This window comes from Pseudoalteromonas sp. Of11M-6 (genome assembly GCF_022347905.1).
Taxonomy (GTDB): domain Bacteria; phylum Pseudomonadota; class Gammaproteobacteria; order Enterobacterales; family Alteromonadaceae; genus Pseudoalteromonas.
In genome coordinates this window covers 80,270-95,586 of sequence record NZ_JAKRFW010000006.1, presented here as the reverse complement: position 1 = coordinate 95,586, position 15,317 = coordinate 80,270, and the positions used below count along the sequence as shown (strand labels likewise).

Here is a 15,317-nt window from a genome sequence, read left to right as displayed (position 1 = left end):
ATTAATGCTTACCCAAAATACGATTGAGTTGGTAAAACAAAGTGCACCGCTATTGGCTCAGGTCGGTCCCGAGATCACCGCCAAGTTTTATCATAGCATGTTCAATCAACACCCAGAGTTAAAAGGGGTATTCAACCAATCCCATCAGGCTTCGGGAAAACAGCCGTTGGCACTATTTGCAGCATTAGCGGCCTATGCCAATTACATTGATCAACCAGAAGTGCTCAGTGACGCCATTTTACGTATCAACCATAAGCACGTTAGCCTTGGGATTTTACCTGAGCAATACGCTATTGTTGGCCGGCATTTAATTGCAACGCTCAAAGCCGAGTTCAGCGATCAATTCACAGATGAAATAGAACAAGCTTGGCTTAATGCCTACCAGTTTTTAGCCGATTTATTTATCACCGCAGAGCATGGCCTGTACCAAACCGCGCTTGAGCAGCAAGGTGGGTGGCAAGGAACGCGTGAATTTACAATTGAAAAGGTAATAAGCAATACTGAAAATATTAAAAGCTTTTATCTCAAGCCTGTCGACGGTAAAGCCTTGCCTCATTACCAAGCTGGACAATTTGTTTCTGTCTTTGTACCAAAAGAAGTGGTAGGGTTTCAGCAGATCCGCCAATACTCTTTGTCTGCTGCGCCCAATGGTTCGTACCTTAGGATCTCTACTAAACACGACGGTGCCGTATCGCAATATCTTCATACACTTAAGGCGGGCGACACCCTCAAGCTCACTCCACCAGCTGGAGACTTTGTCAGACAACACACAGCCAGTCCAAAGGTATACATTAGCGCTGGGGTTGGAATAACCCCTATGCTTTGCATGCTTGGTGTTCATAGCCAACATTCACCTGAAGTCGAAGCACACTTTTTACACGCGAATAAAACTCACAGTGACTTAGGTTTCAACCAAGAAATCAATGAGCTTGGTAGCAATATCCGAAATTTTAATGTGGTTACTTGGTTGGAGTCAGAAGCCGACGATACGCATTCCGGACTGATGGATATCAACGCAATCAAAGATACTTTGCCGCTAACAGACGGAGAGTTCTACCTATGCGGCCCGGTTGCCTTTATGCGCTTTATCAAAACCCAACTGATGAATGCCGGTGTACAAACCGAGCAAATATTCTATGAGGTATTTGGTCCTCACGAAAACCTTCCAAACTAACGAGTTAAATTTGGCGTCCTAATAAAGTTGGTATTAGCTGACGCCTTATATTTTGCTCTGAATTAAAAAATCGGTAGACTTGGAGAATAAATACTATTGGTATAAAAGCGTACTTGAAGGACAACAATATGAGCGCAATTTCTAGTATCTTAGTCGTCTGCATGGGTAATATCTGCCGCTCTCCAACTATGGAGGCGGTATTAAAGCACAAACTCGCAGCAACAGAGTTAACAACCCGTATCGATTCCGCTGGCACCATTGGCTATCATCAAGGTAACCCTCCAGATCCACGCAGTGTCACGGCAGGCAGCGCAAGAGGGTATGACTTTTCAGGCATATCAGCGCAGCAAGTAAAACCCAGCGATTTTGAAGATTACGACTTAGTTTTGTGTGCAGACAACGCTAATTACCGCGATCTACTCTCCATTTGTCCTAACGACTTAGCGCATAAAGTTCAGCTGTTTTTAGCGTTTGGTGACATGACTGAGCATGAAGTGCCTGATCCTTATTATGGTGGTGAACGTGGCTTTGAACATGTGCTTGATTTAATCGAAGCCGCCAGTGAAAACATCATTAACAAAATTCGCTTATCGACAAGGTAAAATTAACTCGCTGGATCGATACCAAACAAAGCGGTAAAAAGACCTTTTTCAGAGGCGCCGCTATTGTTAGATTTAGACTTAGAATTTCCGTTCGAGAAATTAGCTCAGGACTTACAAACCACAGGCATTAGTATTTTGCCAAATTTCGTCAGTCCCGACATTTTATCCAAGTTAGAATTGAGAATAGCAGAGCTCAGCAGTGACGACTTTAAGCAAGCTGGAATTGGTCGTTTAGCCTCTCACGAGCAAAATAAGAAAATTCGCAGAGATAAAATTCACTGGTTAGACACCAGCAATGAGTTGGAATCTGTTTGGCTCAACTACATGGGCGAGCTAAAGGCCTATTTAAACAGACGGCTGTTTATGGGACTCTTTAGTTATGAAAGCCACTTTGCCATTTATCCTCCTGGGGCGTTTTACAAAAAGCATATGGACGCCTTTAAGGGAAAGACCAACCGAATTTTGACCACGGTATTGTACTTAAATCAGTCTTGGGCGTCAGACAATGGCGGCGAACTAGTCGTTTACAATCCCGATAATCACGACGAGATACTCACAACGGTACTGCCAAGTTACGGCACGCTAGTTACCTTCTTAAGTGATGAATTTCCTCATGAAGTACTGGTTGCCAACGAAAAGCGCTATTCAATTGCAGGGTGGTTTAGGGTTAACGCCAGCATTAACCATTCGATTGATCCACCAAAATAATTGATGAGCTCAGTCTTAAGTTTATTATCCTGAGTAAATTCAGGATAATTTGTTCGGTAACCGAATTTCGACGCACAAACCTTTACCTTCGCGATTATAGAGGCTGATCTTACCGTTGTGTGCTTCCACAATTTCTCTGCACAGCGCTAAACCAAGCCCTGTTCCTGACGCTTTGGTAGAGTAAAATGGAATTAAGGCATTCGCCATCACGGTGTCACTCATGCCTTCGCCTCTATCGAGCACCCAAATATAAGCTTCGTCGCTGCGCTGCTCTGATTGAACACAGATTTCCTCTATCTCTGAGCCAGACTCAGTCGCATTCTTTATCAAATTAATAAGTAACTGTTCTAACTGTGTCGTGTCCGCCTGTAATTGCGTTTGATTAAGCTGATATTGGAATGACCAATGGCTTTGCAGCCGCTCACACAAAACCTGCAAATCCACAGTTCCAATGTTTGGCAGAGGAAGTTTGGCGAACTTACCATAGCCCTGAACAAACTCGCTGAGGTGCACAATGCGCTCTTCTATCGTCGCAAAGACTCGACTTAACCTAGGTTCATCCACGCGTTCAGCCAAGATCTGTCCGCTGTGCAGCATAGATGAAATAGGCCCTAATGAGTTGTTTAACTCATGGCTAATGATGCGGATCACTTTCTTCCAAACTTGCACTTCTTGGCGGCTCAACTCTCGAGTGAATTGCTTAAAAATATATAATTTGTGAAAGTGGTTGTTGAGTAATAACTCACCGTTGGCGAGATGCCACATTTGCGACTCACCACTGCTGTTTTGTATTGAGAACAAGCCATCAAGTTGGTTATTTGCAGCTTGATGAAGTTCATCGGGAACTCCGGATAACAATTTACTAAAACGCTCACCCTCAAGGCGGTGCTCACAGTTAAAAAACGTTTTTGCACTATTGTTAGCAAATACCACCACATCCTGTGAGTCGACAAGGACAAGTACCTGAGGTGACGACTCAAGCACTTTATCTAGCATCAGCTCACGCTGATAAATCCATTGTTTTTCATCTCTTAACTGTTTTGCCGTTTCATTGAATAATTGACACAACGTACCGAGCTCATTGTTAGCGTTATAGGTGATTGACGTAGAAAATTCGCCATCCTTAAAGTTCATCAAGCCGACTTCTAACGCCTCCCACCCCGCTTTGTTTTCACGCATTAATAGTCTATGTAGCACTAGTGCTACACTGACGGAGCCCAGTACTATTACAATGAAACCGATGTGGTCATCGAGAAAGAACCAAAAAGGAATCAGGCCAATAATAATACTGATGGCAATGATCAATGCATGTTGCTGCGAGGTCGTCATTATTGTCCTTAATATTCAATGCCAAACTTTTGCAAGCGACGATAAAGCGCTTGTCTACTCATGTTAAAATGTCGCGCCACTTTCGCAATCACACCAAGATGAGTCTTGAGCGCCTGCTCTAATTCTTCTTTACTGGGTTCTCGTATGGTATGCGAGGCGCTAACTTGTGCTGTATTTGCCTGCACGTCAAGACCAAAATCCTTGGCACTGAGCTCGCCATCTGGATTCAATACTGCCGCCCGTTTACAGGCATTTTCAAGCTCCCGTACGTTACCAGGCCAAGGGTGTTCACATAATGCTTGCTGGGCATCCGAAGTAAGCCCTCTTGCGGGTAAAAAATGCGCGACCAAAGGTAAAACATCATCCACTCGCTGTGACAACGCGGGTAGGTTTAGCTCGATGACATTTAAGCGATAATATAGATCCTCACGGAATTTCCCCCCTCGAATATCCGCTAGCAGATCTGCGTTCGTTGCTGAGATGACACGGACCGATACTTTTTTTGTCTCGACTGAACCCAGCCTCTCAAACTCGCCACTTTGCAAAACACGTAGCAATTTTGTTTGCCCTGGAAGAGGTAAATTACCAATCTCATCCAAAAATAACGTGCCTTTATCAGCAGCTTCAAAGCGACCAATACGCTGCTTATTCGCACCGGTATAAGCACCGCTCTCAGCACCAAAAAGCTCAGCTTCGATTAAGTCACTTGGGAGCGCGCCTGCATTCACTTTGACAAACGGTTGGTTTTTTAGTGGTGAGTTCGCTTGAATAATTTCCGCGATTTTTTCTTTACCGCGACCATTTGGACCGGTTATTAACACTGACACATCAGATTTGGCGACTTGCAGCGCCATATCTATGACTCGCTGCATGGCCACCGATTTATACACAAACCCGCATAAATCCGCGCCTTGATTAAACTGTTGGCGTTCTTGTTCAGCCCGTTCAAAGTTTGCAACTTGCTTATGTGCCTCACCAAGCGCGACGAGATTTGCAATTGTGGTGAGTAACTTTTGGTCGTCCCACGGCTTGGCTAGATAGTCTGCAGCTCCAGCTTTTACCAACTCAACCGCCATGGTGAGCTCAGTCCAAGCCGTTAATAAGATAATAGGGAGTTTTGCATTTAGTGCTTTCAATTGGTGAAAAAGCGCAGCCCCCTCCTCTCCTGAAGTGGTGTCTGCACTAAAGTTCATATCTTGGATAACTAGTGCAATTTGCTGAAACGATACCACTTTAATTGCTTCTAACGGTGAGCACGCGGTAACTACTTGATAATCATGCAGCTCTAGTAACAATGACAGTGCATCAAGCACCGCAGGGTTATCATCCACAATTAAGATTTTATCCATATGATTTTATTCTTGTTATTACATATTGCCACTTACCTATACTAGCACAACTAATACAAGGCAAGTTAAAGTAATACCAACTAGGTTGCTCACACAACCTAGTTGGTATAAGGGTTATACACTTCTTGTTGCGATACTCGGTGAAATGTTCGCCGCCTTTTTAGCAGGAAAAATAACTGACGCGATACAGAGCACGATAAGCCCAAGCGCCGTTATCAAAATATAGCTTACTTCTAGCGGTGGCACTGAATACAAAGACATTAGCTTTTGTCCTAGGAAAACCGTAGCCACTGTGCCAAGTACTAAGCCAATTGCACAAACAATGAGGTTTTCTACCACAAAGTAACGAACAATTGCAGACTTACGCGCCCCCAAAGCTCTGCGAGTACCAATCTGTTTAGTACGTTTACTGATATTAAACTGAGTAAGACCAAATATTCCCAGCGCCGTCACGACGACTAATGCTGTGATTAGCACTAGCAACATTCTTAGCATCAATATGTCTTTAGAGTTGTACCTTTCCTTTACTTCATCAAGTCCTTTCATATTGGTGATCACTCTATTTGGATTTTCTTGAAGCAGCACCGACTCTATTTTTTTCATTACTTCGCCACGCAAACTCGGATCTGTGCGAACTAAGAAATCTTGAAATCCATTCGCATTGACCATGGGAAAAATAATTAAGCGATCAGCATTTCTAAAACGCGGCCAAGCATTAGTCATACGCTCAACAATCCCCACGACTTTTAACGGGCCGCCACCATAATAAATCGTTTCGCCCAATCCTTTACCCTCACCAAATATCTCGTCCGTAAACGCCTTACTGGCAATAACAACATCTGGTTGCTTAGCGTATTCACTTGAGATCAGGACATCACCAGATGTGAAATCACGGCCTTCTATCAATTTTACGCCCAAGGTACGGATCACTTGTTCATTGGCGTATAAATGCCCCGAGTTTGTATGTTTACCATCGTCTTCTGAGGTTAAGCTGAATCCCGAATTGCTACCTCCTCCTGAAAGCGGAACCGAACTCACTCCCACAGCTTCTATAACACCTGGGATACTTTTTAGTATTCTCTCATCAATGATAAGCTGTTGGTTTGCATCTACCTTGTCGTCAAACGACATGACACTGAAGGTGATTATCGACTCTTCTGGGTAGCCAGTTGGCTTGTTGAGATAGCTGACGCGCTCACTAATAATGGACAGCGAATTGCTGACAATTGCCAACGTCAAGGCAAGTTGTAGGATAGCAAGTACGGCACCAACTTTAGAGCGCAATAACGCATTGATAATTGGTTTTAATTCCAACATGGGACTCTCCTTATTGCACTTTTAGATAAGTAGCAGGTGATGTTTTACACACTATCCAAGCTGGGTAAAGCCCTGCAAGAATACAAGTCACAATAGCGATGCTCGGCGCTGCTAACAGCATAGAGACATCCATCGTTGCAAGACTTTCGTATACATGGCTAGTTCTGCGGATCCCCCATAAGCCAAGCTGAGCAAAAACTATCCCTATCACTCCCCCCATAAAACCAAGCAACGCCACTTCGACCAAGTGTTGGTAAAACACTTGCGTTTTACTCGCACCAAGCGCTCTTCTTACGCCAACATCAGGGGCACGTTTAAGAAATTTCGCTAGTAACAATCCGAGAATATTGGCTAAGCAAACGGCAAGGAACATAAAACTTAAACCAATCATGACCTTGTTATCTTCACTAACCACATTATTGTACTCAAGCCATTCAGTAACATTTCGAAGTGAAAACTCTCGTGTTTTACGGTTAAATCTTCCCAAATCTTGTTGGGTTTGGATGTAATTATCCAGTTGTGTTGCTAACGCTTGTTGTTCTTTTTCGTTCTCTAATTCAACCCAAAACTGAGTCCAAAGCATTTCTGAATTCATTTTGTCCGTGAAGTTGTTAATCTCTTCCCTCTTCCAGCCATTCGTATTACCCCAAGTGTCAATCTCATAAGCTGCAGCATGACTGAAGGGAATGAAGATACGCTCGGCATCAGCAAACGCGCCATTGTTTAAGTCATACATTTTGACGTTTGGCTGCCATTCCTTAGTTACCCCTACTACTTGATATCTTCGCTGCGCCAAATAAATACTTTCTCCAACCACATCACTGCGGCCAAATAACTTTTGTGCGATAGTTTCGTCAATTACAACCACTGGTGCAGCATTGTCGGCTTGGCTTTGGCTCCACACTCCACCATACAAAAAACTCAACTCAAACATAGCAAAAAACTCTCGGGTGATTAGCCGTGTCGTTTGCAGCATGGGCCTCACTTCGGGGTTGCTTACATGAACAGCAAAACCGGATTTAAACATCGCGACTTTTTTGTCGATGTTTAGCGTTTGATACAGGTTTTTCGCATCTAAAAATGTCAACTGAAAGGGAATATCATCAGCTGAATGATAGGTTTGCCCCTCATCCATCACTTGTAGCTGTACAGCATAGAGTTTGCCACTTTTGCTTGGAATTGGATCGGCGGACATCATGTGATACACGGATAAACTCACCATAGTGACGCCAATACCAATGGCGATAGCCAGCGTCATTAGACTAGTCGCAAGCGGCGTGGCTTTTAGGCTACGCCAAGCTAAATCAAGGTAATGCGCAAACATAACTTAAGCTCCCACCTGAGATTTCAACGCTTGTGAAGCCGCACCTTTACCTTGATACAAAGTAAAATCCGCAACCTGTCCATCTACAATTTGGATATTTCTTGGTGTACGCCTTGCGAGCTCCGGATCGTGGGTAACCATTACTATCGTTGCGCCGTCACGGTTAATTTGTTCTAGTAACTCCATCACCTGACGCGCCATTAAACTATCTAAATTCCCTGTTGGTTCATCGGCGAGTAAAAAGCGTGGCTCACCAGCAAGCGCTCTTGCAATCGCCACACGCTGCTGCTGTCCACCGGACAACTGTTGTGGCAAATGTTTTGCACGGCCAGCAAGGCCAACTTGCTCTAGACAGTTTTCAATTCTGCGCTTGCGCTCAGCCGCCTTGATACCACGATAACGTAGTGGCACTTCAACATTTTCGTACAAGTTTAAATCTGGGATAAGGTTAAAACCTTGAAAAATAAAGCCGATTTTTTGGTTTCGCAGATCAGCTCTTTGGTTGTCATTAAGCTTACCAACATCAATTCCATCTAGCATATATTGACCACTAGAGTACCCTTCTAGCATCCCAGCAATATTTAAGAAGGTTGTTTTACCTGAGCCTGAAGGGCCCGTTACCGCGATAAACTCTCCTTCATTTACTTGCAGGTTAAAATCTCTGAGTGCGTGTGTTTGCACCATATCAGTTTGGTATACTTTGCCGATATTATTCATAATTAACATTATTATTTTCCTTCTTATCTTAATAAGATGCTGGGCGCACGTTCGAATGCGTCGTAACTACTGATGATGATTTGATCGCCTTGCTTTAAGCCATTAAGCACTTCAACTTCACTGATGCTTGAGGTACCGGTGGTGATCTCAATTCGCTCAGCGATATCACCACTTAGTTTGTAAGCGATGTGCCCACCTTCACTCATAAAAGCGCCACGTTTGACCATTAAGGTATTTTCTTTGTGCTCTAGTAAAATCCGAGCAGACAAACGTTGGTTTTGTCTAATGCCATCAATGTTTTCGTCCGAAAAGCGTACTCGAGTGGTGACTTCACGGTTATTTACTTCTGGAGAAATCGCAGATAACACGCCAGAAATATTTTGGTTGCCAATCCTGAGCTCAACGGCCATCCCGAGCCCAAGCTCTGCCGCATAACTTTCAGGTACTTGAAGCTCGGCTTCATAAGCACTTAAGTCAACGAGTTTCATCAACCCCTGATTGGCATTAACCAGCGCATTTTGATCGACTAATAAATTACCGACTATGCCTGAAACCGGCGCAATCACATCTAAGCTTGCAACTTGACGTTTTAATTCTTCAACAATTAAACGTTGCCGCTCAAGCTGATTCTCAACAGATTTAAGTTCAAAGGCCAAGGTATCTTTGCCTAGCGCAACTTCTTGCTCTGCATGATTGAAGTTTAATTTTGCCCGCGCTAGGTCGTCTTGCGCTTCTTCTAAATCAATTTGGCTGATGAGGTTCTTTTGGATAGACAACTGAGCACGTCGGTCTTCTCTATCTGCCGCTAATAGTTCGACGCGAGCGAGATCTAAGGAGCGATTTAACGCCAAGTTTTGACGTCTAACATCTAACTTTTTCCCTTCAAGCTCACCACTCAGTCTTTGCAGCTCCGCTTCTTCTTGTTGGAGCTGGTTGGTTAAAGTTGGACTTTTAACCGTGGCTAGTACTTCACCTTGAGTCACGCTATCACCCGCTTTGACCTGTAAAGAGACATAACCCTGCTCCGGACTATAAATTTGTGGTGCATTTGCAGCAACGACAAAACCTGTGGCGGCAATATCGCGGGTAAACTCACCGAAAGTCACGGCTGCAATTTGCACTCTATCTTTGGCCACGGAGCTACTAGCATTTGGCCCACCAAACACGACCTGTGCGGTAAGTGCTGCAATAATTACAACACCCGCTATTACAAGACCAAGCTTCTTTTTGGATTTACCAGTTTGGAGCACTTCATCTTGTCCGCTTGTGTCTTTAATCATAATGATTCTCCTCGAATTAACGAGTCAAATACCGCCACGACCGTTGCTACAGCCAACATCATCAAGGGTGAAATTAAAAAAGCAGTACTTAACCACATAACGTATCTTCTTTATTAGTTTGTATGCAGTAAAAGAGGCTAACTTTGTGCCAAAACTTAAGCTGTTGATTATATTTATTTATTTCATTTTAGAAGAGGATGAAATGTGTCCGCGGACGGAAAAAGTGTCCGCAGCGGACACAATAAGAAATCTGAAACCGTTACGAGGGAATATTCCCTTATTTATGGACAATAGTTTCGCAACTGTTTAAATTAACAGGAAATTATAATTATAAGGTAAGTTAATGAACGTTAAGCCACTTGCTCTTGCTATCACGGCAAGTTTGTTCACTCTTTCAGGATGTTCTACTTCTAATCTCCAAAAACAAGATATTACAGTTCAGCCAGCAACCGATGTCCCTGATCATGCCAACTCGTCTTTTCACGTGGATTTTGAGAAGTTCACTTTAGATAACGGCTTAGATGTTGTTTTTCATATTGATAAATCCGATCCCGTCGTTGCCGTCACCCTTGCTGCACATGTTGGCTCTGCACGTGAAAAGGTAGGCAAAACTGGATTTGCTCACTTATTCGAGCATTTATTATTTTTAGAGTCTGAAAATTTAGGTAAAGGTGGGCTAGACAAGCTAAGTGCTCGAGTGGGAGGCTCTGGTGCAAACGGCTCAACTAACCGAGATATCACGAATTACATGCAAACGGTACCCAATGATGCACTGGAAAAGATGATTTGGGCTGAGGCCGATAAACTGGGCTATTTCATCAACACCGTAACAATCCCCGTTCTTCAACAAGAAAAAGAAGTAGTAAAGAACGAAAAGCGTCAGCGCGTCACTAACCAACCTTACGGTCATGTATTTGATGTAGTTACAAAAAATTTGTATCCAGTCGATCACCCATACAACTGGCTGCCATTAGGCTCCCTTGAAGACCTAGCTAGCGCTACGGTCGAAGACGTCAAAGACTTCTATAAACGGTGGTATGGACCGAATAATGTTACGTTAGTTATTTCTGGAGACTTTAATAGTAACCAGGCAAAAGCTTGGGTCGAGAAATATTTTAACGATATTCCAAGAGGACCGGAAGTTTCACCCCAACCGAAGCAACCCATCGTGTTGACGAGCAGCAAAAAACGCTATCATGAAGATAGTTTTGCGCAAGTTCCTCAGTTAACACAAGCTTGGCCTTCTATGCCGCGTTTTCATCGAGATAGCTATGCGATGGATGTGCTAATTAAGCTATTAACTGATGGCAACCAAGCACCTGTAACCAATGAGCTCGTTGAGAAGCAGAAATTAAGCTCTGGTTTAATGCTACTTGATATCCGCTCTGAATTAGCTGGCGAGTTGATCATGATGATTACCGCTTACGACGGTGTCGATTTAGATCAAGTTGAGCAAGCGATTGAAATTGGGCTAAAGCGCTTCGAAACAGAAGCATTTTCACAAGACGATCTTCATCGTGTAAAAGTGGGTATAGAAACTGAGTATTATCGGAATCTATCAAGTGTTGTAAATAAAGGCGTCGCGCTTGCCGATTACAATTTGCTGCTAAATGATCCTGGATACATTAATAAAGAAATTGACTTGATGCGTGCAGTCAGCGCAGACGATATCTGGCGTGTTTATAACACATACCTAAAGAATAAGCCTTTTGTTTCAACTAGTTTTGTACCTAAAGGTAGTAAAAAACTCGCTGTTGACACCGCCCAAAAGGCAGTGATTAAAGAAGAGCAGATCAACCTTGAAGACATCAGCGAACTCGATACAGCCAAGCCACTCCAGATTAGCAAAACACCATCTAGCTTTGATCGTTCCATTGAACCCGAGTTTGGAAAAACTCCGGTAATACCAACGCCAGATGTAAAAACAGCTCAGTTAAAAAATGGACTAGAGGTTTTTTCGTTATACAGTGACGAAGTGCCATTGGTTGAAATAAAACTTACTATTGATGGTGCATTGTTACTCGAGTCGCCAGATAAAAATGGTACCGCTAACCTAGTTGCAAATATGCTGACCCGGGGGACAGCGACAAAATCAGCTGAAGAGTTAAACAATGAGATTAGACAGCTAGGCTCAACTATCACAGTAACAGCAGAGCGCGAGCAAATAGTGCTAAAAGCAAGTACTCTGGCACGTAATTATGAAGCCACAATGGCATTAATTGGTGAAATACTGACTCAACCGAGGTGGGATTTAACTGAATTTGAACTTGCTAAACAAACGGTTACCGGACAACTACAACAATCATCAGCAGATCCCGAAGCCATCGCCCAAAAAGAGCTATACAAGCTTACATATCCAAGACATCACCCGTTGGCAAATAATACACTGGGCACAGAAGAAAGTATCTCGAAGATAACAATTGATGACCTAAAAACCTACCATCAAAAAAATATAGCCCCACAATTGGCAAAATTATATGTAGCCGGCGCTGTCAAACATGCAGATATTCAAAAGTCTCTTGAGCAGCTAATTGACCACTGGCCCGCATCAAAAGCAACACTTCCTCTTTTACCTGAGCCAAATGCACTTAATTCTGCAGCAATATATTTTTATGATATTCCGCAGGCAAAGCAATCGACACTACTAATTGCTCATCCGTCACTTAAAGCAAATCACACTGACTACTTTAACGCAACAGCGATGAATTACATCCTTGGCGGTGGTGGGTTTTCTTCTCGCCTTGTTCAGGATCTAAGAGCAGACAAAGGTTATACCTATCATATACGCTCAAAATTTGACGCTACACCAGTCTCTTCAATGTTTGAAATAAAATCTAACGTCCGAAGCAATGTCACTTTGGAGTCTCTGGAGTTAGTAAAACAAATCGTCGAAGAGTACGGGAACACGTATACTTTAGCCGATTTAACAACGACAAAAAATTACTATTTAAAAAGTAATGCCAGACGCTTTGAAACCTTAACAGCAAAAGTTAAAGTACTTGAGCAAATTGGGTCTCTGAATTTGGCAAACAACTTTATGCAGCAGCGCAACGAACAAATCGAAAGCCTGGGAGTTGATGACATGAAGGGACTTGCCAAGCAGTATATTCATCCGAATAAACTAATATATATCGTGGTTGGAGATGCAAAAACGCAAGCTAATCGCCTAACAGCGCTAGGACTTGGCGAAGTGATAAGACTCAATTAACTTTGGTAAAATAACAAAGTAATAAAGCATGATAAGTGTGAGCGCAGAGGAAGCGCTGATAGCACTTATCATGCTAACTTTAGCATCGAAGGTAAAGTAGAGAGTACACTAGCAATCAGATTAAGGGTAAAGTGATGGCTGCTTTGGTACCTTTACCAATCACTGACGTTAAAGATAGTTCACCACCGTGAGATTTAATGATATTAGATGCAATCGTTAACCCAAGTCCTACGTGTTTTTCTGAGGCTTTAGTGGTATAAAACGGATCAAATACTTTATGTACCAGCTTATCCGCAATACCTTCACCACAATCGAAGATATCGATAGAGAGCGTTTTACTCTCAACTTTCGTGGTGATTTTAATGGCCTTGCGCATTCTACCGGTACTTTCTAAGGCGTTCTTTATGAGGCAATAAATACCGTGTTCTAGAAGTGCAGGGGCACAGTGCAATTCAAACCGTTCTCCTTTTTCAAATTCAATCAGGCTCAAGTTTGTACCATCCAACTCCAAATTAATCATCACAGAGTCCATAATTTGAGAATAGAATTCTACTTGCTGAAACTGGGTTTGATTGCTTTCAAAAAACACACTCAGCTCTTTAACAATCAATTGAATTCTGTCGAGTCCCGAGTGCATTTCTGCCATCACATCATCACTTTCACTCAAGGCCCAGTTTAGTTGATACTCTTTTTCCAATTCACTCAGCGATTTTGCACATTCAGGAGAGAGTTGCGAATTATTTGCCAAAAATTGCCAAGCTCGATACAACTTAACCAACGAACTTTGTACAAACTCTAAGTTACTTTTTAAGTACGCAAGCGGATTATTAATTTCATGGGCGACACCTGCAGCAAACTGCCCTACCGATGCGAGCTTTTCTGATTGGATCAAGGCTTGCTGCTGCTCAGCAATACGGTTATATGCCTCTCTTAAGGCATCATTTGACGATTCAAGTTCATGAGTGCGCTGCTTGACCTTTTCTTCCAATCCTTCGTTAAGTTTGGTTAGTTCATCGGTCAACAACTCAAGTCGATTTAAATCTCGGTAAGAGCGTAGCGAGCTGGTTAACATAGTGAAAAGACGAGATTTTGTGAGGTCAGTTTTATTTTTATAGTCATTAATATCATAGCGTAGCATGACTTCATGTTCCGGCACACTGCCGGGCTGGCCAGTGCGCAGTACTATTCTTACGTTATGATAGCCAAGTTCTTCACGTATGTATTGCGCACATTCTAAGCCCGCTTCTTCACTTTCCATGATGACGTCGAGTAAAATTAATGCAACGTCATCTCGATTGCTTAAGATATCAATCGCTTCTTTTTTGCTATAGGCATGAAGCAACTCGAGTGGTTTTAATTCAAACCGATAAGCCGTTAACACAAGTTTAGTCACATCGTGAACTTCAGGTTCATCATCGACAATCAACACCACCCAAGGAGATGCAGACTCGTCTAGGTTTTGTTCATCAGGCTCTGAAACGTTTAAGAATGATAATGGCTGCTGCTGACTCATTAAAATGACACCCTTACTCCTATTTCTTAAGGATGGTACAAATCCACAGGTTTACCAAATTATTCGAACCAGAAAATAGTATAAATTTAGCGTTATGGTAGGAAAAAATACTGAGTGACGATAGAACGGGATCTGTACTGTTAAGAAGCCACTCTTCGCAGTACATCAGGTTTAAATATACTTATGCGTTTAGCGCATCCTTATAGTGTTTTCTACAAAGAGAAACATATCTATCGTTACCACCAATCACAACTTGATCGCCATCCGCAATGGCCTTGCCATGCTCATCGGTGCGAAGCACTCGGTTTGCTTTACGACCACAGTGACAGATGGTTTTTAGCTCAATCAATTTATCTGCCCACGCCAGTAAATATTGTGAGCCCTCAAACAGCTCACCACGAAAGTCAGTTCTCAGACCATAGCATAATACCGGGATCCGCAACTCATCGACGATATCCGTCAGCTCTGCGACTTGAGCTTTTGTTAGAAACTGGCACTCATCTACCAATACGCAGTCAATTTTACTCTCGGTGTGGGCAGACATCAGCAGTGCTTTCACATCTGTTTGGCTTTCAAAAACTTGCGCCTCAGCTTCTAAGCCGATACGCGACGCTACTTTGCCCACACCAGCACGGTTATCAATTGCAGCAGTGATAATAAACGGGCGCATGCCTCGCTCTCGGTAGTTAAATGCCGACTGCAATAAAGTTGTAGATTTACCGGCATTCATTGCCGAATAGTAAAAATAAAGCTGGGCCATAATAGATATTTCGAAATAAAAATTCGCGCTAGTTTA

General features: G+C 42.9%; 12 protein-coding genes. 4 read left to right on the top strand and 8 right to left on the bottom strand.

Annotated elements, in window-relative coordinates:
- Nucleotides 1-4 precede the first annotated feature (4 nt).
- The 3 genes from hmpA (at nucleotide 5) to MHN32_RS04730 (ending at nucleotide 2,484) form a co-directional block, all read left to right on the top strand.
- Nucleotides 5-1,174, top strand: coding sequence for an NO-inducible flavohemoprotein (gene hmpA / locus MHN32_RS04740; protein WP_239421065.1), 1,170 nt, complete (start codon nucleotides 5-7; stop codon nucleotides 1,172-1,174).
- 128 nt (nucleotides 1,175-1,302) lie between these two features.
- Nucleotides 1,303-1,776 (top strand): low molecular weight protein-tyrosine-phosphatase, encoded by a 474-nt coding sequence (locus MHN32_RS04735; RefSeq protein WP_239421064.1) that lies wholly within the window; start codon nucleotides 1,303-1,305, stop codon nucleotides 1,774-1,776.
- A 63-nt stretch (nucleotides 1,777-1,839) separates the two neighbouring features.
- Nucleotides 1,840-2,484 carry a 2OG-Fe(II) oxygenase gene (locus MHN32_RS04730; protein WP_039491627.1) on the top strand — a complete coding sequence of 215 codons (645 nt, stop codon included), beginning with the start codon at nucleotides 1,840-1,842 and terminating at the stop codon, nucleotides 2,482-2,484.
- 39 nt (nucleotides 2,485-2,523) lie between these two features.
- On the opposite strand, the gene MHN32_RS04725 is transcribed toward MHN32_RS04730, so the two are convergent.
- The 6 genes from MHN32_RS04725 to MHN32_RS04700 all read right to left on the bottom strand — a co-directional run bounded on the left by MHN32_RS04725 (nucleotide 2,524) and on the right by MHN32_RS04700 (nucleotide 9,800).
- Nucleotides 2,524-3,813, bottom strand: a complete 1,290-nt coding sequence (locus tag MHN32_RS04725; protein WP_239421063.1) for an ATP-binding protein — start codon at nucleotides 3,811-3,813, stop codon at nucleotides 2,524-2,526.
- Nucleotides 3,814-3,821: 8 nt separating this feature from the next.
- The gene (locus tag MHN32_RS04720) at nucleotides 3,822-5,162 is read right to left on the bottom strand and encodes a sigma-54 dependent transcriptional regulator (RefSeq protein WP_239421062.1); all 1,341 of its coding nucleotides are present in this window, start codon (nucleotides 5,160-5,162) and stop codon (nucleotides 3,822-3,824) included.
- Between the two features lie 114 nt (nucleotides 5,163-5,276).
- Entirely contained in the window at nucleotides 5,277-6,479 is a 1,203-nt protein-coding gene (locus MHN32_RS04715) for an FtsX-like permease family protein (protein ID WP_010607523.1), read from the bottom strand.
- 10 nt (nucleotides 6,480-6,489) lie between these two features.
- On the bottom strand, nucleotides 6,490-7,803 hold the full coding sequence (locus MHN32_RS04710; RefSeq protein ID WP_239421061.1) for an ABC transporter permease: 1,314 nt from the start codon (nucleotides 7,801-7,803) through the stop codon (nucleotides 6,490-6,492).
- A 3-nt stretch (nucleotides 7,804-7,806) separates the two neighbouring features.
- Nucleotides 7,807-8,529 carry an ABC transporter ATP-binding protein gene (locus MHN32_RS04705; protein WP_010607521.1) on the bottom strand — a complete coding sequence of 241 codons (723 nt, stop codon included), beginning with the start codon at nucleotides 8,527-8,529 and terminating at the stop codon, nucleotides 7,807-7,809.
- Nucleotides 8,530-8,543: 14 nt separating this feature from the next.
- Complete coding sequence (locus tag MHN32_RS04700) at nucleotides 8,544-9,800, bottom strand: HlyD family efflux transporter periplasmic adaptor subunit (RefSeq protein WP_239421060.1); 1,257 nt, start codon at nucleotides 9,798-9,800, stop codon at nucleotides 8,544-8,546.
- 343 nt (nucleotides 9,801-10,143) lie between these two features.
- On the opposite strand from MHN32_RS04700, the gene MHN32_RS04695 reads away from it, so the two are divergent.
- Nucleotides 10,144-13,008 (top strand): pitrilysin family protein, encoded by a 2,865-nt coding sequence (locus tag MHN32_RS04695; RefSeq protein WP_239421059.1) that lies wholly within the window; start codon nucleotides 10,144-10,146, stop codon nucleotides 13,006-13,008.
- A gap of 115 nt (nucleotides 13,009-13,123) precedes the next feature.
- Here the strand turns inward: MHN32_RS04695 and MHN32_RS04690 are convergent, their stop codons facing one another.
- A complete protein-coding gene (locus MHN32_RS04690; protein ID WP_010607518.1) occupies nucleotides 13,124-14,521 on the bottom strand; it encodes an ATP-binding protein in 1,398 nt (465 codons plus the stop codon).
- A 181-nt stretch (nucleotides 14,522-14,702) separates the two neighbouring features.
- Nucleotides 14,703-15,281, bottom strand: a complete 579-nt coding sequence (locus tag MHN32_RS04685; RefSeq protein ID WP_010607517.1) for a thymidine kinase — start codon at nucleotides 15,279-15,281, stop codon at nucleotides 14,703-14,705.
- Nucleotides 15,282-15,317 lie beyond the last annotated feature (36 nt).